This window comes from Paenibacillus oryziterrae (genome assembly GCF_042610485.1).
Lineage (GTDB): Bacteria > Bacillota > Bacilli > Paenibacillales > Paenibacillaceae > Paenibacillus_AQ.
On record NZ_JBGJZO010000020.1, the window covers coordinates 61156 to 79515 of the forward strand.

Annotated in this window: 30 protein-coding genes and 1 pseudogene; 3 read left to right on the plus strand and 28 right to left on the minus strand. The window is 45.0% G+C overall.

What is annotated here, in order from left to right; genetic code table 11:
- Positions 1-6 precede the first annotated feature (6 nt).
- From ACAN55_RS18300 to ACAN55_RS18410, 23 genes are all read right to left on the minus strand, one after another.
- A complete protein-coding gene (locus ACAN55_RS18300; RefSeq protein ID WP_379136006.1) occupies positions 7-1716 on the minus strand; it encodes a terminase large subunit in 1710 nt (569 codons plus the stop codon).
- Positions 1713-2042, minus strand: coding sequence for a hypothetical protein (locus ACAN55_RS18305; RefSeq protein ID WP_379136009.1), 330 nt, complete (start codon positions 2040-2042; stop codon positions 1713-1715). The genes ACAN55_RS18300 and ACAN55_RS18305 overlap by 4 nt, the downstream gene beginning before the upstream one ends.
- A gap of 105 nt (positions 2043-2147) precedes the next feature.
- Positions 2148-2357 (minus strand): hypothetical protein, encoded by a 210-nt coding sequence (locus ACAN55_RS18310; protein WP_379136012.1) that lies wholly within the window; start codon positions 2355-2357, stop codon positions 2148-2150.
- A 5-nt stretch (positions 2358-2362) separates the two neighbouring features.
- Complete coding sequence (locus ACAN55_RS18315) at positions 2363-3046, minus strand: HNH endonuclease family protein (RefSeq protein WP_379136016.1); 684 nt, start codon at positions 3044-3046, stop codon at positions 2363-2365.
- Positions 3046-3792, minus strand: coding sequence for a phage terminase small subunit (gene terS, locus ACAN55_RS18320; protein WP_379136019.1), 747 nt, complete (start codon positions 3790-3792; stop codon positions 3046-3048). The genes ACAN55_RS18315 and terS overlap by 1 nt, the downstream gene beginning before the upstream one ends.
- Before the next feature lie 241 nt (positions 3793-4033).
- Positions 4034-4594 carry a tyrosine-type recombinase/integrase gene (locus ACAN55_RS18325; protein ID WP_379136021.1) on the minus strand — a complete coding sequence of 187 codons (561 nt, stop codon included), beginning with the start codon at positions 4592-4594 and terminating at the stop codon, positions 4034-4036.
- Positions 4595-4758: 164 nt separating this feature from the next.
- Complete coding sequence (locus ACAN55_RS18330; protein ID WP_379136024.1) at positions 4759-5250, minus strand: hypothetical protein; 492 nt, start codon at positions 5248-5250, stop codon at positions 4759-4761.
- A 98-nt stretch (positions 5251-5348) separates the two neighbouring features.
- Complete coding sequence (locus ACAN55_RS18335) at positions 5349-5558, minus strand: hypothetical protein (RefSeq protein ID WP_379136027.1); 210 nt, start codon at positions 5556-5558, stop codon at positions 5349-5351.
- Positions 5558-5863 carry a hypothetical protein gene (locus tag ACAN55_RS18340; RefSeq protein WP_379136030.1) on the minus strand — a complete coding sequence of 102 codons (306 nt, stop codon included), beginning with the start codon at positions 5861-5863 and terminating at the stop codon, positions 5558-5560. Before ACAN55_RS18340 ends, ACAN55_RS18335 begins: the two co-directional genes overlap by 1 nt.
- A 14-nt stretch (positions 5864-5877) precedes the next feature.
- Positions 5878-6468, minus strand: a complete 591-nt coding sequence (locus ACAN55_RS18345; protein WP_379136033.1) for a dUTP diphosphatase — start codon at positions 6466-6468, stop codon at positions 5878-5880.
- Positions 6465-6872, minus strand: a complete 408-nt coding sequence (locus ACAN55_RS18350) for a YopX family protein (RefSeq protein WP_379136036.1) — start codon at positions 6870-6872, stop codon at positions 6465-6467. The genes ACAN55_RS18345 and ACAN55_RS18350 overlap by 4 nt, the downstream gene beginning before the upstream one ends.
- The gene (locus tag ACAN55_RS18355) at positions 6869-7423 is read right to left on the minus strand and encodes a hypothetical protein (RefSeq protein ID WP_379136039.1); all 555 of its coding nucleotides are present in this window, start codon (positions 7421-7423) and stop codon (positions 6869-6871) included. The genes ACAN55_RS18350 and ACAN55_RS18355 overlap by 4 nt, the downstream gene beginning before the upstream one ends.
- Positions 7424-7433: 10 nt before the next feature.
- Positions 7434-7772: a hypothetical protein gene (locus ACAN55_RS18360; RefSeq protein WP_379136041.1), complete on the minus strand. Its 339-nt coding sequence runs from the start codon at positions 7770-7772 to the stop codon at positions 7434-7436.
- A gap of 19 nt (positions 7773-7791) precedes the next feature.
- A complete protein-coding gene (dnaB, locus tag ACAN55_RS18365) occupies positions 7792-9144 on the minus strand; it encodes a replicative DNA helicase (protein WP_379136043.1) in 1353 nt (450 codons plus the stop codon).
- On the minus strand, positions 9107-9457 hold the full coding sequence (locus tag ACAN55_RS18370) for a replicative helicase loader/inhibitor (protein WP_379136045.1): 351 nt from the start codon (positions 9455-9457) through the stop codon (positions 9107-9109). Before ACAN55_RS18370 ends, dnaB begins: the two co-directional genes overlap by 38 nt.
- Complete coding sequence (locus ACAN55_RS18375) at positions 9435-10304, minus strand: hypothetical protein (protein ID WP_379136047.1); 870 nt, start codon at positions 10302-10304, stop codon at positions 9435-9437. The genes ACAN55_RS18370 and ACAN55_RS18375 overlap by 23 nt, the downstream gene beginning before the upstream one ends.
- Positions 10305-10367: 63 nt before the next feature.
- Positions 10368-10553, minus strand: a complete 186-nt coding sequence (locus ACAN55_RS18380; protein ID WP_379136050.1) for a hypothetical protein — start codon at positions 10551-10553, stop codon at positions 10368-10370.
- Positions 10554-10564: 11 nt separating this feature from the next.
- Positions 10565-10885, minus strand: a complete 321-nt coding sequence (locus ACAN55_RS18385) for a hypothetical protein (RefSeq protein WP_379136052.1) — start codon at positions 10883-10885, stop codon at positions 10565-10567.
- Positions 10886-10983: 98 nt separating this feature from the next.
- On the minus strand, positions 10984-11850 hold the full coding sequence (locus ACAN55_RS18390) for a hypothetical protein (protein ID WP_379136056.1): 867 nt from the start codon (positions 11848-11850) through the stop codon (positions 10984-10986).
- Positions 11847-12137, minus strand: a complete 291-nt coding sequence (locus ACAN55_RS18395) for a hypothetical protein (RefSeq protein WP_379136058.1) — start codon at positions 12135-12137, stop codon at positions 11847-11849. The genes ACAN55_RS18390 and ACAN55_RS18395 overlap by 4 nt, the downstream gene beginning before the upstream one ends.
- 9 nt (positions 12138-12146) lie before the next feature.
- Positions 12147-12662: an XRE family transcriptional regulator gene (locus ACAN55_RS18400; RefSeq protein ID WP_379136061.1), complete on the minus strand. Its 516-nt coding sequence runs from the start codon at positions 12660-12662 to the stop codon at positions 12147-12149.
- A gap of 134 nt (positions 12663-12796) precedes the next feature.
- Positions 12797-13045, minus strand: coding sequence for a hypothetical protein (locus ACAN55_RS18405; protein ID WP_379136063.1), 249 nt, complete (start codon positions 13043-13045; stop codon positions 12797-12799).
- A gap of 6 nt (positions 13046-13051) precedes the next feature.
- Positions 13052-13330: an XRE family transcriptional regulator gene (locus ACAN55_RS18410; protein WP_379136065.1), complete on the minus strand. Its 279-nt coding sequence runs from the start codon at positions 13328-13330 to the stop codon at positions 13052-13054.
- Positions 13331-13493: 163 nt separating this feature from the next.
- On the opposite strand from ACAN55_RS18410, the gene ACAN55_RS18415 reads away from it, so the two are divergent.
- Both ACAN55_RS18415 and ACAN55_RS18420 read left to right on the plus strand, forming a co-directional pair.
- The gene (locus ACAN55_RS18415; RefSeq protein ID WP_379136068.1) at positions 13494-13964 is read left to right on the plus strand and encodes a hypothetical protein; all 471 of its coding nucleotides are present in this window, start codon (positions 13494-13496) and stop codon (positions 13962-13964) included.
- Between the two features lie 212 nt (positions 13965-14176).
- Complete coding sequence (locus ACAN55_RS18420) at positions 14177-14404, plus strand: helix-turn-helix domain-containing protein (RefSeq protein ID WP_379136071.1); 228 nt, start codon at positions 14177-14179, stop codon at positions 14402-14404.
- A 299-nt stretch (positions 14405-14703) separates the two neighbouring features.
- Here the strand turns inward: ACAN55_RS18420 and ACAN55_RS18425 are convergent, their stop codons facing one another.
- The 4 genes from ACAN55_RS18425 to ACAN55_RS18440 are packed head-to-tail and all read right to left on the minus strand — an operon-like array spanning position 14704 to position 16004.
- Complete coding sequence (locus ACAN55_RS18425) at positions 14704-15075, minus strand: LytTR family transcriptional regulator DNA-binding domain-containing protein (RefSeq protein ID WP_379136074.1); 372 nt, start codon at positions 15073-15075, stop codon at positions 14704-14706.
- A 17-nt stretch (positions 15076-15092) separates the two neighbouring features.
- A complete protein-coding gene (locus tag ACAN55_RS18430; protein ID WP_379136076.1) occupies positions 15093-15251 on the minus strand; it encodes a cyclic lactone autoinducer peptide in 159 nt (52 codons plus the stop codon).
- On the minus strand, positions 15244-15780 hold the full coding sequence (locus ACAN55_RS18435; protein WP_379136079.1) for an accessory gene regulator ArgB-like protein: 537 nt from the start codon (positions 15778-15780) through the stop codon (positions 15244-15246). Before ACAN55_RS18435 ends, ACAN55_RS18430 begins: the two co-directional genes overlap by 8 nt.
- Complete coding sequence (locus tag ACAN55_RS18440; protein ID WP_379136081.1) at positions 15777-16004, minus strand: hypothetical protein; 228 nt, start codon at positions 16002-16004, stop codon at positions 15777-15779. Before ACAN55_RS18440 ends, ACAN55_RS18435 begins: the two co-directional genes overlap by 4 nt.
- A gap of 543 nt (positions 16005-16547) precedes the next feature.
- Between ACAN55_RS18440 and ACAN55_RS18445 the strand changes: the two genes are divergently transcribed.
- Positions 16548-18116 (plus strand): recombinase family protein, encoded by a 1569-nt coding sequence (locus ACAN55_RS18445; protein WP_379136083.1) that lies wholly within the window; start codon positions 16548-16550, stop codon positions 18114-18116.
- Positions 18117-18149: 33 nt separating this feature from the next.
- On the opposite strand, the pseudogene ACAN55_RS18450 reads toward ACAN55_RS18445, so the two are convergent.
- A pseudogene (locus ACAN55_RS18450) lies at positions 18150-18350 on the minus strand (manganese catalase family protein); the annotation flags it as partial.
- Between the last annotated feature and the right edge of the window lie 10 nt (positions 18351-18360).

Consider the following 18360-nt stretch of genomic DNA (forward strand, 5'->3'; position numbering starts at 1 on the left):
CAATCTTTACGCGCATAGGCGAAGGAAATCACTGCGGTTGTCGATATACACCCGATATGAAACTATCAAGGTCACCGCTCCGTCAATTTTCCTGTCCTCTTTCCCCTGCACCTTGATTGGCATTTGTTCCATCTTAGAATTGACTGTGATCGCTGTGTTTTCTAGGCACCACTTGTCCAGGCTATCGTTGTTGTAATGGATCAGATCGCTTTTTAAGTCTGCCTCAACAAGCTTCATCGGTTCGGACATCGGCGCCCAGTCCTGAGCCACACGAACCATATCAAATCCGTACTCTTCCATTTCCTTCACCCAGTAGATAGCAGACCACTTGTCATATCCGATCTTCAGGAACCTAATTCCGTATTCCTTAACCAGCTTCACGAACCATGCAGTTACCAACCGGAAATCATTTTCATTTCCGGGACTCACCGTGATCCGGCCCAGTCGAATCCATTCCTTGTATTTCTCCAAATCCTCTTTCGATAGATTAGATAGTTTTGATTCCGGGATGAAGTATTGCGAAACCGTAAACTTCTTGCCATCTTTAAGGAACAACGCCCTTGCACAAGCCAAGTCACCGGACTTGGAAAGATCCACTCCGCCTATAGCCACACGCCCACGCATTACCTCCAGGTCAAAAGCTTGATCATTGGCATTGACGATATCATTCATAGTCAACCAGGAAGCAGCATTGTTCTGCTTGATGTTGAAGTCCTTCGCCAGCACAAAAATACGCGTTGCCTTGTTGGTCTTGGACTCTTCCATCATTCCGCGAAGGAAGCTCCATTTCTTGATTGTTCCCAGCCCTGGATTGCTCTTCACCCAAGTGCGTTCATCCTGCCAAACTTCCTGTTCGCTGTCTTGCGTATACATCCACACAAGCCAGCGTGGACGATGCAATTCCCGGTTCAGCACCTGTCTGGCCTCAATCATCCGGCCATCGAGATAACCGTCATTGGTGAAGCCCTCTGTCGTCAGCTCATAGTACAGTGGTTCATCCTGAGTGGATAAGGATTGCCGAATAGGCATCACACCACTGTTGTCCTTCATCTCGTGGACTTCATCTGCAGCACCTACCGCGATATTCCGGCCTTCCTTCGCACCCGTTTTGGCGGATATCTTCTTGATGTGGCCCTTATTCCGGTAGCTGAATTTACTATTCTTCTTCCGACGTTTTGGATTTCCGAAGTAAATGCCGGTTAGGTTTTTTCGTGTCACCTTTTCAAGGGATGGACTCTCTTCCCGCATAGCGTTAATGGCATCAAACATGAGGGAAGCCTGCTCATAATCGTTGCTGGAACAAAGGATCTTGATTCCCTCCGGACCACAGAAAAACTCAGCCAGATTCATAGCTCCGATTAAAGGCGTTTTCCCATTCTTCCGACCCACGACAAAAAGCACGTCTTGGAAAAGACGTACCCAGCGCTGAATTTCCTCTTCGAATATCTTGAAAGCATGCAATGCAGTGATGAACGCCTTTTGAAACAATACCAGCTTGAACGGCTTTCCCGCATACGGCGCTTCAAAGTGACGACATTTTTCTTCAATGAATTGAATTCGCTTGGTTGCATCTGCCGGTTCAAATCGGATGTTGGGATCTCTCAAATGTTCGTCCAAAATATCGAACGTCTGGAGTAATTCCTGCCCGACTAATATTTCACCACTCCGGCACAGTGACATGTATTCATGCAGCCATGAAGTAAACGGCGCACTCATTCGTAATCATCCAAATCATCATCGTCATCGTCTATGATGTTCTTATTCAAGATGCTGTTCAGCGTCTTAATAATTACCGAGTAGGAATTGACGTTCTTCAGATATTGCCGAGCTGCCTCAACCGGCTTCTGTAGATCCGGGTTAGTCGGATGGATCTTAACCATACCAGTTGCGATAAGCGCCTTCTTCAAAACGGTGTTTTCAGCCTTCAGGAACGCCGCATCCTCCAGCAGCCCCTCTACCAACTGAGCCTTTGAAGGATCAACATCGGCAAAGATGGCCTGCAACTTCGCCAATTCTCGACTATAGACCTCCGATTTTTCCAAAGATTTCAACACCTCGATCCAATTTCAAAATTTTTGGTCTTGCACCAAAATTGCGTCCCCTATACGGTTGCCCATAACTTTAAAAATATTTTTGACCCGGGGGGCTTAAAGATTTAAATCTTTTTCAATACTATCGCAGACTCCATTAATTCGAGACTGAATAGTATTTGATTCAATCAGACACTTACTTTCAATCTGCCTTAGTTGACTAAGGTATTCTATCTTTGCAGCGAATACTTTTGAATCAAGGAACACCGCAGATACGCCGTCAATCCTTTTAGGCGGCGGTGCAACTGTTGGCTTATTCAATGACATACACCTCACTCCCGGTATTGTTCAAACCATTTGTCAATGTAGCCGCGCCATTCATCCTTGCGATACCGCAGCGACTCACTGCTATCCAATCTCGCAAGGCAATCCTCCCGGCTCACTGGACAGTAGATCAGTTCAGCGCCAGTCTCTTCGGCAATGCGATCCCGTTTGAACTTTTCAGGAAACCCGCCGATGATCCAAGCCGTACCCCATTTGCCCAACCGGGTCTTGATGTTGTCGATGAGGAAGTTCTGCACACCGATTACGTTGGAGAACAGCGCATCCGGTTTGTCATAGTCGGGCAGGCCGGACATTGCAGAGTATAGAAGATCCATGTTGACGATCAGATCCCCACGACTCATCTGCTGCCGTACAAATTCCACCATCCCAGCCATCGGCGGACCATAGACCAAGAACACCTCTTTCTGCGACTGATAACCAAATCGCTTATGCTCCTTGTTGTGGCAGTCGTAGCAGATCAGTTCAACCAAGTCCGAGTTAAGGCTGATTGAATGATCATGAACATTCTCCGGTGTCAACTCCACCTTATGGTGTCCGATGATATCTATGGGCCTGGCAATTATACAGCCGCAGCGCTGGCAGGAGTTGCCGCGCTCCACAATCAGATTAAGCCGAAAGTCTCTCCATTTATCCGATGTGTAAAACGTCTGGAGTATTGCATGCTTTGCCATTACCACGCCTCCGATCTGAGCTTATTCACTTCAAGCTGCATCCGCTCGACCTTAAGCCGCAGCTCTTCGGTAGTCAACTCGTTTCGATCAAATTGATCAAGCAGCGCGATGCACCGCAGTTTGCGGCCCTGTACATTTGATAACTGGCCCTCTATGGCAAGCAGCCTTTCTAACATTTGAGGAGTCTTAGTGACCGTCTCGACCTCAACCATTTCATGCCCGACCTTCTTTTCGATTTGAAGGAACCCTTCTTCATCAAAGGTAGGCACATCACCCATATCCTTAACTAGCGTCTCAAAACGCTGTTTCTTGGACTGAACAATCGTTGCATCCCATCCCTGTTCCATCTCCCGACTGTACCGCATGAGGCGGTATTCCCGAAATTCAAGCAGTGATATTTCATTGATGAGTATTTGCCGAGGGTCTGTTTCCATCGTCATAAGTTTCATCTTATGTTCGACAGCAATCTCACTCATCCACATGGATTCATACATGCCGTGCTTCCAGCCGTTCTTATTCCCCGGTGGAGCACCGCCGCCTTTATTTCCCTCAGCATTTTTGTTACCAGGTTGGCCGCCACGCTTTCGACTTGGCCGCGCCTCCCATGCATCCTCATGCTTCCACTTCCGAATAAGCGATGCCGCGACCTCCAACTTCTTCGCGATATCCACCAGCGCCATTGTCCGGCCACTTTTTTCCCACATTCGAAATGCCCTGTCACGCTTTTCACTACGGCTCCTACTCACTCATTCCAACACCTCCGCACGACATTCGAGTTTGGACAGTACACTTTTAACAGTTATTTACAAACGTTACTTTAGCGACCTAAAGGCTGCTGCTGCTAAACTGCTAAATAATGGGTCTTGAGTGAAACACAATGGTAATTCTGTTGCACTCATCTTCTGCATTAAAAAATGCGTTTCTTCATATATGCATTCACATACTTAAATACGACTTCGATGAAGTGCTGATTATGTTGCACTGAAATTAACGCAAAGCCATGATTGCCTTGTCCATCATGTCCTGTGTCAGCCCAATATAGTCCAGTGTCTCCCTCGGATCGCTATGCCCGAACATCTCCATTAGTAACGCTAGATTGTTTGGGTCTTGCATATACAATCTGTAGGCCCATGTTTTTCGCAGGGTGTGACAGCCGATTTCCTTTAAACCAAACTCACGAGCTGCTTCATTGAGAAACCGATACGCAGTTGTTCGATCAATCGCCTGATATTTTATCCGGCTGATCTTCTTGCGCTGCCTACTGGCGAACAAATAATCTCCATCATCCATCCCAGCAATGTACCGGTCTAAATCTTCCCGGATACTTGGGTGAATAATAAACCGTTTCGCATGCTTATTCTTCTTCTCCGTCAGGCTGACGTGCGTCCCACGTACCTCTTCAACTCGCAGCGTACATAAGTCAGAAACACGCAAGCCGGAGTAAATACCGATACAGAAGAAAAGGAAATTCCGTAAGCTGCGGATTCGGAAATAATGTTTCATTCCGTCAATAATTCGCTCATCCCTAATGGGCTGTACTTTCTTCATATCACCACCCCGATTTTTTCCACACAAAGAAAAAAGCCGCCCAGATATGAGCGACTTTCTTAGATTTGTGTTTTGAATCTTTCCTAAATTTCTACGTTACCAATGTACCACGGAAAAATAGTCATGTGGTGTTCAAAATCCACCGCTTTGTCCTCAACATGTCGTCAGTTTCTCTTCAGTATTTCATCAAAAAAACCCATCTGATGAAGCGAGTTCGATATCATCTTAATTCCACGCTCAATGTAACGGTCCACTGTGCTGGCTGACGTACCCTTACACATAAAGAGAATGGTATCTCTCCGGCTGTGCCCCTGAATAAAGCGAGCATTCAAGACTTTCTTGACCTCTTGATCCCGGATCAGGTTGTATGCTCGGAAGATCATGTACGTATACACCCGATATCTCTCATACATCCATTTCTGTTTCTCATTCAAAATAACAGCATTGGCTGTCTTATCGGCGTGTAATTCATCGGCAGAAAGACGCCGGGCAACTTCTCCATCGACGGCAACTCCAGCCATTTCATTTTCAAATTTATTATAGTCTGATATAAAGAGTGTCATATCCTTATACCGTTCGAGGTAGAACTCGGTTTGAGCTATTTCCTCTTCTGATGCTTCTGCGAACAATTCCCCTTGTTCCCACACCAATGCCATTCCCCTCATTCCCCTTTATGTTATAATGGGTTGAGGAATAACTTTCCACTTATTGACCCCCGGGACCGGCCAAGGATTAGGGGGTCTTTCCATGTTCATTAGGCATATTTTTTACCTCGCGGGATTCTTCCATCTTCATTCAGTACAACATCGCTTAAGATGATTGCTGAAGTTTCTGGAATAAAAATCCCCTTAAATTCTCCACTGTTGATTTTATATCCATTCTTCTCTCTATTAGCCCGGAATGACACGCCGGAAACGATGCATCCAGCTGGTGAATTAATGTTTTTCATTGTCTTGATGATCACTACTTTGCCTCCTTTCTTATGTCTTCTCCTTTAATCGCGCCCTTCGGCACTGACACCCATGCAAATCCTCTCTTCTCACCTCCTGGATCTTCCATCAGATAAGAATAGCCCTTCGGAACAGAGTCTTTAGAATGAATCCGCAATTCTCCAAAAGCTGTCTCTATAATATGATGCTGAGCAAGCTCGGAACGTGGGCATACATATAACTTCATGCGCTCGATCCTGCGACCTCTGCGGATTACCTGGTTAAGAGCAATGTTGATCATCCTCACAGCCTGTGGATGAATTGGGGATATAGTGCTCATAAAGGACTGCCCTCCTAATACCCGTTTGCCTGACGTTTGTGATTTATCTTATTCTTGGCTGCGTAGGCATCCGCGATCTGCTCAAAAGTAAATCCTAACCGTTGTTCTCCAAGCCCGTAGAAGATATATAGAGCACCTCGCAGATGATCTCTCCGATATTCCATGATGTTCTTTGGAGTGTTTATCAAAAACTCGTCACCCATAATCAAACCCACAACGTGGAGTAATTCAGTGAACACGACTGTCGTTTCATAGTCCAAAGAATCTTCAGCCACGTACAAATCATCTGCGGGAAGGTCGAGTTGCCGCGCAATGGAGAGAAAGAAATGCAGGCAATCAACGTATTCTTCAATCAGCGGGTATGACGTATGTTCAAATGGACCACCGGGATTAGCAAATGCAATCGACTTATTCTCATATCGCGGTGCCTGGTCGTTGCTCCAGTGTTTGAACCCACGCCATTCATTCGCCAACTCGCAAATCTCTACTTGCAGAGCCAAAACAGTATTCGGCAACAGGTCTTTTCCTTCAAGTCCTTTCTCCCGGATTATCTTTGCGTCCAGTTCCTTCTGCATTTCATACATTTGTTCAAGTGTAAGTGTCATTCTGCTTTCGCCACCTCTCCCAATAGTTCAGGGTTTTCGTAGATGTTTCCGATGACCGATCCGTGTTCTGGCTGATACGTCTCGCTGGAACAACACCCGCAACCATCATCCGTTGCAAATGGGAACCAACCCGCTCGGTCTTCCCGAAACTCCACAACCCTTGGTATGCCGTTTTCCCAAATATCTCCCTCGTATATCTCCCGGCCGTTCCGGTCTTCGAGTCCGGTGTATTGCATGACTTCCGCGTCCCGTTCCGCGCAATCTGATAGCGCACCTGCATAATAGTCATCAAGACTGTCGTACCATTGGATAATCATTTCTGAGCCCGGCCAAGTAAGTGCCACTTTATCAAGCATTCGCTTTTCTTTTTTGAGCCACGCCCGAAACTTAATCTCTCTGCTCATACTGGTGTATCCTCCCCTCGAAATTGACTTGCTCCTGATACCTCGACGATGCAATCTGGCAATGCACCATATATCAATATCTCACCCATTTTTGTGAGCCGCATCCATATTGGTTCTCCAGCATCGCGGTATTCAGTTAATAGACGTGTAGCCCCGCACCAATCAACCTGGTGAGACTTATAGGCCCAAATCCCATGGTTATATGAGGACCACAATTCTCTACTTACATCTCTTGCTGGATCGTCATAATAACTAGGAACTTCTTTAGAACGTCCAAAACGCAAATGATATTCCGTAGGGCTCAATATATCCGGTGGAATAATTACCTTAAGCTCACAATGCTCATAGCCAGAGGTTGATATGTTTGGATGTGATCGCACCCAAGGGAGACTTATAACATCTACCATCAAGGATCGTTCAGCCTTTAATCTCACGTAATCTTCCCAACCTAGTACTTTCCGATTTTCTGTAATCTTCTGCTGTAGACGTTCTGATTCAAGGACTTTACGCGCCTCTATTTTCTCGGCGTTCAAGAGATCGAAAATATCCATCTGCATGGAGTTAGCCCTCGTCCTCTTCTTGATTTAATACCTTTGTCTTCGTCAGCTCTCCGATTGCATGCATGTAAATGTTGTCCTCTGACTGACAGATAGGGCAGGCTGGGAAGCTCCCTTCAGGCCACGGATCGTCAACGACAGCGAAAATGTAATCCGGTCTGTGCATCTGGCATTGATAAATGGTCACCTTCAATGCATGGGTGGATTCTTCCGCCCCCTTCATTAATTTATTGTTAGTCTCACCGCATTCTGGGCAAGCTGGCTCTTCCAGTTCATCCCCAGGAATCTGCTCAATAGCAAACTTCCGACTACATTCACAGCGGTATTTATCCCATGTTTCCATAACTATCTCTCCTTTAGGCTCATGACGCATGCGCCCGTTCATAGTTTACGAATTTATTGAAATTCTTAAGGAATACAAGCTCTACGGTTCCAACAGGGCCGTTACGTTGCTTAGCTATAATGATTTCAATGATGTTCTTTTTCTCAGATTCCTTATCGTAGTAATCATCCCGATAAAGGAACGCTACAATGTCGGCATCTTGTTCAATAGAACCAGACTCTCGCAAATCACTCATAATCGGACGTTTATCCTGCCTTTGCTCGACATTCCGGCTGAGCTGTGACAAAGCGATAACCGGCACGTCCAATTCCCGGGCAATCTGCTTCAAAACGCGGGATATTTCTGACACTTCCTGCTGACGGTTCTCACCACGTTTGCCGCTGCTGCCCTGTATGAGCTGCAGATAGTCAATGATGATCATGCCTAGCCCTCGCTCTCTCTTCAAGCGGCGGCACTTGGCCCGGATGTCGTGTACCGTGACAATCGGATCATCAGCAATAAATATGTTTTTGTCTGCCAAAGACGTAATTCCGATCGTCAGTTTTCCCCAATCATCATCACTGGTAATGTCGCCCATTCGGATATCATTCGCATCAAGATTCACCTCAGCACTCACCATACGCTGCATGAGCTGCTGTTCTGACATTTCAAGGCTGAAAACGGCAATCGGATCTTTGGATAATGCAGCGACATTCTGCGCGATATTAAGCGCAAAGGCCGTTTTACCTACTGAGGGACGAGCCGCGACAATGATCAGATCTTGCTTTTGGAACCCGCCCGTAAGCTTGTCCAAATCTTTAAACCCAGTTTCTTTGCCGCTGATGATTCCATTCAGCCGGTTGGTAACCCGTTGTTCAATCGTTTCGATATATGCGATTCCAATTTCTCTTGTTGATTTAAAATCTTGTTTAGGTGCGGATTGATCGGATAGTGCGGCTGACTTGGTAAGAGCATGGGAAACCACTGCATCGGCATCCTCACTTTCATGAACCATGTCAATTAGGTCATATGCATCCTTCAAGGCTTGCCGCAAAGTAAATTTGTTATTTATGATGCCAATGAAATATTCGATGTTCGCCGCTGTTGGTGATGATCTAGCAATTTTGGTAAGGTGATGTACGCCGCCAACCTTATCCAGACTCTTCCACTGAAGCAGTACCCCTGTCAGAGACCGGATATCAATTTGCTCACCTGCATTGTGAAGCTCAACCATTCCTGAGAAGATCGTCCGGTTCATCGGATCATAGAACACTTGTGGTGCTAAAGAACTCGCCTTGTCTATTGCATCACCCGTGGTATCAATCATGATTGCTCCAAGAACAGACCATTCTGCTTCAATGTCGTTCGGTGGCTCCTGATTTAAGTCGCGCATACAGTTCCTCCTTCCATCCCATAGGCATCGGCGTTGCAGATGCTCGGGCTTTATCCCTCTCATCAAAATACTCTGCCGTCTGATCCTTGGATTTACGCTGCTCCCGAAGATCACTAACCCCGCCTCGGATCTGCGCAATTTTCGGAGGCCATGGATTCGTTAACATGTGCTGCCGGACATTCTCGCAAGCAACGTCAAACGGGAAATCCTTCAGGTTCTCGTAAAGCCTGTCTATTTCTGGATCGCTGGTATCAACTTGGCCGTATTCCTCCGCGATCTTCACCAGCAGGTCAATGACTTGCGCTCGCTTCAAGTTGCTCTGCCTCCATCCGTTTACGCCGTAACTCTGCCAGCTTATCCTGCTTGTTATTGCTCGGCGTTGATGTTGTGGTCTTCCCTTTACGCTTACCGCCCACTTTGGCATTCCTCCATGCCTCTTCGATACCTGGCACGTAATAAGAAAAGCTGTTTGGCTGCTGGAAACTGTCTCCCTCACGTTCTCGCTTCGCCTTGTATAGGCTTGCCATAGTTGTGATGGTAAAGGGTACCGGCATCCCCCCGGCGACCATCTTACCCATGGCTACGCGTTCTGTTTGAGTGACATGAAAGTCGATTTTCTTATGCAACTTGCAATAGGCGTTTAAAAGGGTAATCATTCCGTCCGTTTGAGAATCTGATTTCGGTTCTTCCCACGGCTCAATATTCAAAATAGTAGTAGCAGTAGTAATAAGATCTTTAATATCTTTTGCATCGGACATTTCTGTCTGATCACCGTCTGAATTCGGCTCATGATCGGACATAAATGTCTTATCACTGGCATTATGAACAGACATTTTTGTCTGATCACTATTTAATGAAAGGACATTTTTGTCCGATCTATTTAACAGGTTCTTTTTAGAATTCTTTACCTTTAGAATCAAACCCCGGGGCGCTCTGGTGGTTCGGATGTAATCATGATCTTGTAGATCACTAATCCATCTGCTGACAGTCTTGTCGTTAACCCCAAACTTCTCACCGATTTCTGATAGTTTCATAGGTTTGCCCCCCAGGACAATTCCCATAATGATTCCGTCATCTTCGATTTCAGCGGTTGTGGAGCTAATGCACCAAGCAAATAGCCATAATGCTGAGCCGATTTGTTTATAATGCTGCGGCTCCAATAGCCCCGAGTAGACTGTAAAGGGAAAGCTATCTGCTGGCATAAGCTCACCTCTGCTGTCTTTTCATCGCTTGCCCTTCTTTACCGGAAGTCGCTTTATAATCTCTGTTACATCCGTGCGCAGGATAAACGCTAATTCGCCATCCTCCTGACGGAGCTTAGCCCAAGGCCGAGCGATCCCCCATGTATCTGTGATTTCACCTGACAGGCCGGAGCTTGTCCGTACGATGTCACCTTTAAGTACGAGCATTCTCCGCCCCCTTACCCGGAAAACCGCAGTTTTAGCGCGCTGAGTAAGATTTCCGTGTTCTTGTCATCCAACCGATCCGCCATAGACAAATCAATTTTATTGCGGCCATTGTACAAGTGAAGTGCTGCGGTAAGCATGAACTTATCCGAAGGACTCCAAAGCTTGGTAGCAGCCTTTAGATTGTCGATATGAACGACTGGTTCATTTAAATCAACAAAATCCGGTTTCAGAAATAGATTAAGTTTGCTATGATTCATGAAGATGAATAGCAGCCCCCGCCAGTACCGATTCTGAAGCAGTTCTTCAGGAATCGGATTGCCATCTGGAATCATAATCCCATTCCCCTTTCGATAGATTTGCGGATTTCCGCGACCATCCCGGCGGCTGCCGGTAGGTTTCGGCTCGTATCCCTCGGGCCATCATCAGGCGGTTATTTTTGATCTTTCGGTTTAGCAGGAGCAGCTGTCTTCACTGCCGGTTGCTTGGACGCTGAGAGTTGCTGCCGCAGCTTATCTAATTCGGCGTACAGGCGGCGCTGTTCAGCGCTGTTTGCCTCACGCTCGGTATTAAGCTGGTCCTGAAGCTCCCGGCGCTCCGCAAGCAAGGCCTTCTCCTGCTCCAGCTCGGCACGGACGCGAAGGTCTGACAATTCCCGCTCGTGCTTATCTGCAGCATCTTGCAATCCTTGCTTGTAGCGGTCAATCTCTCGTGCTTGATCGTCGGTTAACTTGGATAACTCGGTTAACCGTTGTTCTATAGCCTTTGTTTGGTTAACTGCCTCCTGCTGGTCGGCAACCAGCGCAGAAAGCGAATCAATGCGACCCTTGTACTCGGATATGAGCTGTTCGCCGCGCTCATTGACCTGCTGGAGTTGCTGAACGTGCTTTTCCATTTCACCGATTTGCTTACGCTGCTCGGCCCCGGCTTGCTGTTCTTTCTTTAGCTCATCCTTAAGCCCACGAATCTCATCCTGCTGTGCTGAAAGCTCGTTCGATACGTCTGCAAGGTGGACAGCGTGATCTTCACCCATTTGAGCGCGTAGGTGGCTCTCGGTTTGAATCATTCCAAGGAACAACTCTGTCATTCGGCGGGAATGAAAGCCCATCTCGTCGAGCTGTTTAGAATACCCGGCGTACTCCCCGTTCTTAAGCTGTTCCATTTCATACAGCGCAGCCAAATGAAGCAGAAATTCCTCTTGATCGGCAAACCCAGAAGCAGCGAAAAGTTCATCAATGAACTTTTTGTTTTCAGGTGTGACCTTGAATCCTTTGGTAACTGTTTTTTTATCTTCGCTCATTGCCGTGCCTCCTTGCGTTTTGTGGATTCAACGGTTAAAATAGACGCAACGAGATACTTTAACCGAGTGCTCAACGGAGTCCGCCCTGACCGGCGGGCTTTTTTCTGTTCTTCTTTTGCAAAAGCAAGATGTTGGTTATTCAAATCGATCATCATTTCCAACCATTTGATACTGCGGTTCAACTTTACCGGATCAATGAGATCAGCCTGACCTCGAACCAGTTCAAGATTGTGCTTTGCATTCTGGGCGATAAACCGCACTTCGGCTTCCATATACTCAACTTTCATTTCGATACCTCAATTCATATATTTTTTGATCTTCAATTCCTGTCTGTGTTCCTTCCAAAGTTCTATGTATGAGAAATCATACTTTCGGCAGGTCACAGCCACGTTGTGGGTCAGAGCTGTAATTGCCTCAATCTGCTCCATTAAGGCATCCTTAATTGCTTTCAGATCACCAGGTGTTAGTTGGTCTAATCGTTTAGTAACCGGTACCTTTTGGAGGGCTTGTTCTGCCTCACGAATTTCCTCAATTGTCTTGATATGTGTTGAACTTGTATGTAAGTCAGCACAATCCAACCAAGGAACTGAAGCACCTCCAGTTACTTCTGCTGCCGCCGCCAGCACTAATTGAACGTCTCCGTAATGCTGAACCGCAGCTTGCATAACCGGCTTCGATGGCCTTCTGCTCCCTTTCATCACTTTGCCGACCATCGAAGATTCGGTGTGAACGATCCTGCCAACATCCCCACGAGTATTACCTGCACGTTTCATGGCCGCTTCAAGTGCTGGCCCAAATTGTCCGATTGCCATTGTTTTCATCGTCTCCTTGTCCATTTTTGGGGATGCTTTCGGACAAAGGCATGATGTAATATCTAGTTAAGCAATTCCCCTTGCCCATTCCACTACCCGTCAATGATGGTACACATTGGCGGGTTATTTCTTAATCAGATGTCAACGCCATCCTCGCGGAGTCGATTCACAATCTGCCAAGCCTTGCCGTAAAGATCACTTTGCACCCTGGAAATATCTTCAGGTGTACGAGCTACAAAGTTATCGCAGAACTCAATCTTGCTCTCGCCAATCCAAATGGTCTTAACCACATTACCTTCAGGCATTTTATTGAGTAAATTGTTATTCATGGCCGCATCACCCCTTACGGTATGTGTATGCGGCACCTGGAGTGGGACAGCCATTATAATTTACGCCTCCTTCCTTTCCTTGCTTATGATCCGTTGCAAAACCTTAACTGGAATTTTCTCCAGATATGCTGCAGCCATTAAATCAATAGGATCAATATTGAGGATTTTTGCTAGGGCATCATTCAAATTATCGCTAGCTGGTGGTAATTTCCCGTTCTGAAGTTTACTGATGTAAATCTTGTTTGTTTTCCTACCAAACTCATCTAGCCGTTCGGAAATCTCATTAAGAGTCAATTTTTCTCTTTTAATTGATTGTTTTAATAGCTCAGAGTATCTCATTTTTTTCACCACCAGTTGATATATTTATGTTTACTTTGTAACACGATAATATCAACTTAATATGTATATGTCAACACAAAGTAATAAAAAAATATCAACTCGGTTGAATTGATATTTTTATGTCAATAATGAGATAATAGGTTGTTGAAGGAGGATGAAATCATTGAATTATGCTGAACTTTTAAAAAGTTTTATTAATCGTTCTAAACTTACCTTAGACGACATTTCTTTAGAACTTGAAAAAAGGGGGCTATCTGCAAGCAAACAATATTTGAGCAGGCTTCAAAACGGAAAAAACCCGCCTGCTTCAGATGCACTCAATAGAGCACTTGCTGAAATAACAGGTGGGGAAATAGAGTCCCTACTTTTAGCAGGGCATATTGAAAAAGCTCCTGATGAGATTAAATCAATTCTCACTGAAGCTTCAAATTCAGGTTATTTAGCTAAGTCAGTCGAAAAAACGCAAAAATCATCCGCAGACTATGAGATAAATTCCAAGAATGATTTAGAAACTCAAAAGAAAATAAATTTCTTTCATCATTTAGAAAATGATTTAGGGCTTGATCTTACGGACCCGGAAATCCAAAAAAAGCTCAAGCGAGCTGCAAAAATCATCTTTTCCTCTGAAGATTGACTCTGCGTCTTTGGTGATTTTCGAAATTTGAGTCATAGTTAAGTTCATACCATTTAATTCAATGTTAAGTAGTGCGTCTTTTTCTATTGAATCCATCTTCTTGTCACCATCCGATTTCTGGGTGCTTTATTTATCCATCTTAACATAAGAGCATATGTTCGTAAACGTTCTGCATTTCCCAAAAAAATTAATATATTCAAGGAGCAGGAACGATGCGGTATGAACCGGATCGTTGCCGCCTATTGGAACTTTATAAATTGACCGGCATATCTCAACGTGAGATACACATCATCACTGGATATCCCGAGAGTCAATTATCCGACTATGCCCACAACCGTACTAAAATGGGGTTCGCTACTGCTATAACCATTAGCAAAGCATTGAAGCTTCCTAACCCCGAATTATTGTACACCTGGCGTATAGTAGATGTATCCAAGTGAGGCGCGGAGGTTTATCCTCCCGATCCGGCCGAGACTTCAAGAAATCTTGAAGTAGTTTGGACTCCTATCTAGCTTAAATTATTAAAAAGCGTATTTTAATACCCCGATACTACATTTGTCAACATAATTTCATGCTCCGAATATTCACCCTTATTAAACGACATATTGAAGAATATGTAAACAATAACTCATCCCGCGAGAAGTGGGTTTCTGTTCAATAATTTGCAAAATCATAGCGAACATTTTTTTGGCATAACATGCTATAATATTTGATCAAAAAAATAACTGCCTTTCGGCAGTCAATTAAATAACATATTCGGATTTAGGACCTTTAACTCTTCCATTAGTTCCTGATATCCCTTATCGGTTAACATACAACCCTCATTGCTATCGTCGAAATACGCGGTTAAGAAGTACTCATTCACTCTTACGACTCTATCCAGATTGATACACGCTGATCTATCACCTACGGAGAAATGGTACCCGCTATTATTTAGCGCCTCCATCAAATATGTCATAGTCCCCATGGCGTAGAACATACCTTGTGAAGTGTGAACGTTTAACCTTCTGATTTTACCAATGCAGTTTTCGAAGTAGAACACATCTTCAACCGGTATGTTAAAGATACCTGATTTGCCGTCTTTATCTTTGGTTAGGTGAAGATTTTTCACATCGATCAACTCCAGTACTATTTGCGCAATTCCTGCGGCACTTCAGGTTTATGTACGAACAAGATGCTGTTCGTTGTTACAATAGACATAGCGATTAACGATAGGACCGATGCCAGAGCATAGAATACACTAAGATTCATCTTTTTTGTTATTTCTTTCATTGGGTATTCATTCATTGTGGTCACCTCCCTTCGGGGTGAATTTGATTAAGGTCATCGCTTGGACGAATACACTCACGCTAACTGGTGTCCACTGGATGAAGACGCTTATGATTACTACTACGGCTCCTATAATTTTTAGTACAGGATAGAAACGGACAGGAATGCGGGTTTGCTCATCTAATCTGGACGGAGCAAAGATTAGCACAAGCCCTAAAGACAACCCTCCGATGAGATAGAGAATACCCGATTGTAGTTGAACGATAGAAAGCAATGTGCATCCTATGGTACTTGCCGCCACGCATGAAACGCTAGACTTCAAGTGAATGCCACCTGTGATTTGTCGCAACACTGCGAATGCGACTAGGATCGCCACAACCTCTTGAGACTTGCCTGTGAAAAGTGATATGAGGAGTGAGAACGTAACTATAAACAAAGCATTATAGATCACTTCCAGTGCATACTGCATAACCGCCGCGCTGGCCGGATGATGTGGTACTCTTCTTTTGATAGCTGCCGCACTATTTGCTGCCAGTCTCTCAATCAATTCTCGTACTCCTTTCGCCTAGCATAATAAAAGAGATAGGCTGAAGTCGCCACAAAAAATAATGTTACAATATGCAGCTTGTTGAAGTAGAGGATTGTGCTGATACCGATCAGAAATACAACGATTAGAATAATCACCGCAATGTCTTCGAACTTGAATCTCAATCTCTCCAAATCAAAGGTATAGCCGTTTCCGCGTCGATAGTAGTACCAAGAGGCCGGCATGATAATTGCCCCTGTTGCAAACTGTAGCAAATAACCATTACTGATTGAGTCCCCAACTGCATCTATGGACCCGAATAATAGAATTGCAAGTAAACACTGCACTATTCCAAATACAACATATCCGGATATGGTTGCGATCACTGAGAGGATAAACGGCATATGGACAATAACGGTACAGAATATGACAAAGAAAACGATCGTTATCACAGGCATATAATAACCCAAAGAGAAATCATTGCGCAGAATATAGCTTTGTAGATTTATCAACAGGGTAAGAACTAATGCCTGCCAAGCGAAATCCCGATATTTGAACCGGAATAAACACATAATCAAGAAATACAGAGAAAACGTCTCGAAGATCGAGAAGAACATAAAACCTACTGGCTCCCACGACACCACACAACACCGCCCGACATAATATTCGTCATAATTAACCATATTATATATCGGCAGTATAAGATGAGTATATATAGTTTCCTTACAAGACTTTTAATATTGCGTATATTTTTTTACAATGGATTTATTGAGATAGGAGGTTCGGATTTGGATACATACTGCATGTACTTAAGGAAATCCCGTGCGGATCTGGACGCAGAAGCCCGGGGCGAGGGCGAAACCTTGAAGAAACACCGGACAGCCCTCTTTGCTCTGGCTAAGAAGTTGAATATACATATCTCTAAAGTTTATCCGGAGATTGTATCCGGTGAACGGGTGGCGGAACGTCCTGAAATGCTGAAACTCCTGGAGGACGTTGAGGAAGGTAAATGGACCGGTGTCTTTGTTATGGAGGTTGAACGTTTAGCCCGCGGTGATACGATGGATCAAGGACTTGTTGCGCAGACGTTTAAATATAGTGGTACCAAGATTTTCACGCCTATGAAAGTTTACGATCCAGATAATGAATACGATGAAGAGTACTTTGAATTCGGTTTGTTTATGTCGCGGCGTGAATATAAAACAATCAACCGTAGGCAGCAGAACGGTAGGCTCTCGTCAGTTGGAGAAGGGAACTATATTGGGAATATTCCTCCGTATGGGTACAGACGAATTCAGCTGGCGGACAAGTCTCATACCCTGGAGCCGCATCCGGAACAGGCCCCAATCGTAAACATGATATATGACATGTATACTACTCAAAATATGGGCATGGGTAACATTGCCAAGAAGCTAAATCTTCTGTCAGTTCCTACCGCTAAAGGCGGTCATTGGACTGTTGCAACCATAAGTGGAATCATTCAAAACCCAGTATATAACGGTGAAATTGTATGGAAGCGCAGGCCCTTAAAGAAAACCCGTAAAGCCGGGCAGATCATCAAGACCAGGAATGAGGCTCCTGAATCCGAATGGATTAGAGCCAAAGGCAAGCATAAGGCCCTGGTATCCACTGAGATTTGGAATAAAGCGCAGCACCTTCTTAAGAGTCGTTACCACCCCCCTTCTCCTACAGGCGTGATCACAAGCTCTTTGGCAGGTTTGGTGCGTTGTGCGGATTGTGGAAGGTTTATGGTCCGTAGACCGTACACAAGGGATCAGGAGCCAACGCTGATATGTGTTACTCCACTCTGCAAGAACATTAGCTCTCGTTTTTCTATGGTGGAGGATCGCATTCTGGAGGGTCTTAAAATCTGGATTACACAATATAAAACGCAATGGGAACAGAATGTCCCAGTAGAAACAGACTTCGCAGAAGATTTGATGGTTGCCAAGCAGCTCATTGTTGCCGATGTTGAGAAACAGATTAATAAACTTCGAGTACAGAAAGGCAGTCTGCATGACTTATTGGAGAGTGGGGCTTATACCATTGATGTGTTTATGGAACGCTCGCAGAACTTAACCCAGCGTATTACTGAGGCGGAGAATGCCCTTGCCAGAGCTAAAGAAGAACTGGATCTGGAAAACCGGAGGAGTCAGGCGAAATCGGAGATTATCCCTAAAGTTGAACATGTGCTGGAGGTATACCATAAAACAACGGATGCCAGTGAACGCAACGAATTGCTTAAATCAGTAATGGAACCGGCAGTTTATAGCAAGAAGGAAAAGGGCCACTGGTCGAAGCCGGAAACGATGGCGAAGTTTGACCTACAATTATTCCCTAAGCTCCCGGAGCATTGATGTTCCGGGCTTTTTATATAAACGATAACAACAATGCGCTGATTCCTCTGTTGAAATATCATTTAAGACCCCGATGATTTTATCAGGAATCGAATAGCGTTGGTTCATATAACGAAGGGCCGCGGCCAGTTCGCCATCTGCGCCTCCATATTGCTCCATTAAATAACGCGCCATCCGGACATCGCATTTACTGACGCGAACCGGATACTGCAGTTTTTTCTCATATATCCACATGCGGAAGCTT

What these genes read in the sequence shown, in the direction of transcription:
- ACAN55_RS18300 (WP_379136006.1), bottom strand. Translation starts at nt 1,716, where the DNA reads ATGAGTGCGCCGTTTACTTCATGGCTGCATGAATACATGTCACTGTGC.
- ACAN55_RS18310 (WP_379136012.1), bottom strand. Translation starts at nt 2,357, where the DNA reads ATGTCATTGAATAAGCCAACAGTTGCACCGCCGCCTAAAAGGATTGAC.
- ACAN55_RS18315 (WP_379136016.1), bottom strand. Translation starts at nt 3,046, where the DNA reads ATGGCAAAGCATGCAATACTCCAGACGTTTTACACATCGGATAAATGG.
- ACAN55_RS18325 (WP_379136021.1), bottom strand. Translation starts at nt 4,594, where the DNA reads ATGAAGAAAGTACAGCCCATTAGGGATGAGCGAATTATTGACGGAATG.
- ACAN55_RS18330 (WP_379136024.1), bottom strand. Translation starts at nt 5,250, where the DNA reads ATGGCATTGGTGTGGGAACAAGGGGAATTGTTCGCAGAAGCATCAGAA.
- ACAN55_RS18340 (WP_379136030.1), bottom strand. Translation starts at nt 5,863, where the DNA reads ATGAGCACTATATCCCCAATTCATCCACAGGCTGTGAGGATGATCAAC.
- ACAN55_RS18345 (WP_379136033.1), bottom strand. Translation starts at nt 6,468, where the DNA reads ATGACACTTACACTTGAACAAATGTATGAAATGCAGAAGGAACTGGAC.
- ACAN55_RS18350 (WP_379136036.1), bottom strand. Translation starts at nt 6,872, where the DNA reads ATGAGCAGAGAGATTAAGTTTCGGGCGTGGCTCAAAAAAGAAAAGCGA.
- ACAN55_RS18355 (WP_379136039.1), bottom strand. Translation starts at nt 7,423, where the DNA reads ATGGATATTTTCGATCTCTTGAACGCCGAGAAAATAGAGGCGCGTAAA.
- ACAN55_RS18360 (WP_379136041.1), bottom strand. Translation starts at nt 7,772, where the DNA reads ATGGAAACATGGGATAAATACCGCTGTGAATGTAGTCGGAAGTTTGCT.
- dnaB (WP_379136043.1), bottom strand. Translation starts at nt 9,144, where the DNA reads ATGCGCGACTTAAATCAGGAGCCACCGAACGACATTGAAGCAGAATGG.
- ACAN55_RS18380 (WP_379136050.1), bottom strand. Translation starts at nt 10,553, where the DNA reads ATGCTCGTACTTAAAGGTGACATCGTACGGACAAGCTCCGGCCTGTCA.
- ACAN55_RS18385 (WP_379136052.1), bottom strand. Translation starts at nt 10,885, where the DNA reads ATGATTCCAGATGGCAATCCGATTCCTGAAGAACTGCTTCAGAATCGG.
- ACAN55_RS18390 (WP_379136056.1), bottom strand. Translation starts at nt 11,850, where the DNA reads ATGAGCGAAGATAAAAAAACAGTTACCAAAGGATTCAAGGTCACACCT.
- ACAN55_RS18395 (WP_379136058.1), bottom strand. Translation starts at nt 12,137, where the DNA reads ATGAAAGTTGAGTATATGGAAGCCGAAGTGCGGTTTATCGCCCAGAAT.
- ACAN55_RS18400 (WP_379136061.1), bottom strand. Translation starts at nt 12,662, where the DNA reads ATGGCAATCGGACAATTTGGGCCAGCACTTGAAGCGGCCATGAAACGT.
- ACAN55_RS18405 (WP_379136063.1), bottom strand. Translation starts at nt 13,045, where the DNA reads ATGGCTGTCCCACTCCAGGTGCCGCATACACATACCGTAAGGGGTGAT.
- ACAN55_RS18410 (WP_379136065.1), bottom strand. Translation starts at nt 13,330, where the DNA reads ATGAGATACTCTGAGCTATTAAAACAATCAATTAAAAGAGAAAAATTG.
- ACAN55_RS18420 (WP_379136071.1), top strand. Translation starts at nt 14,177, where the DNA reads ATGCGGTATGAACCGGATCGTTGCCGCCTATTGGAACTTTATAAATTG.
- ACAN55_RS18430 (WP_379136076.1), bottom strand. Translation starts at nt 15,251, where the DNA reads ATGAATGAATACCCAATGAAAGAAATAACAAAAAAGATGAATCTTAGT.
- ACAN55_RS18440 (WP_379136081.1), bottom strand. Translation starts at nt 16,004, where the DNA reads ATGCCGGCCTCTTGGTACTACTATCGACGCGGAAACGGCTATACCTTT.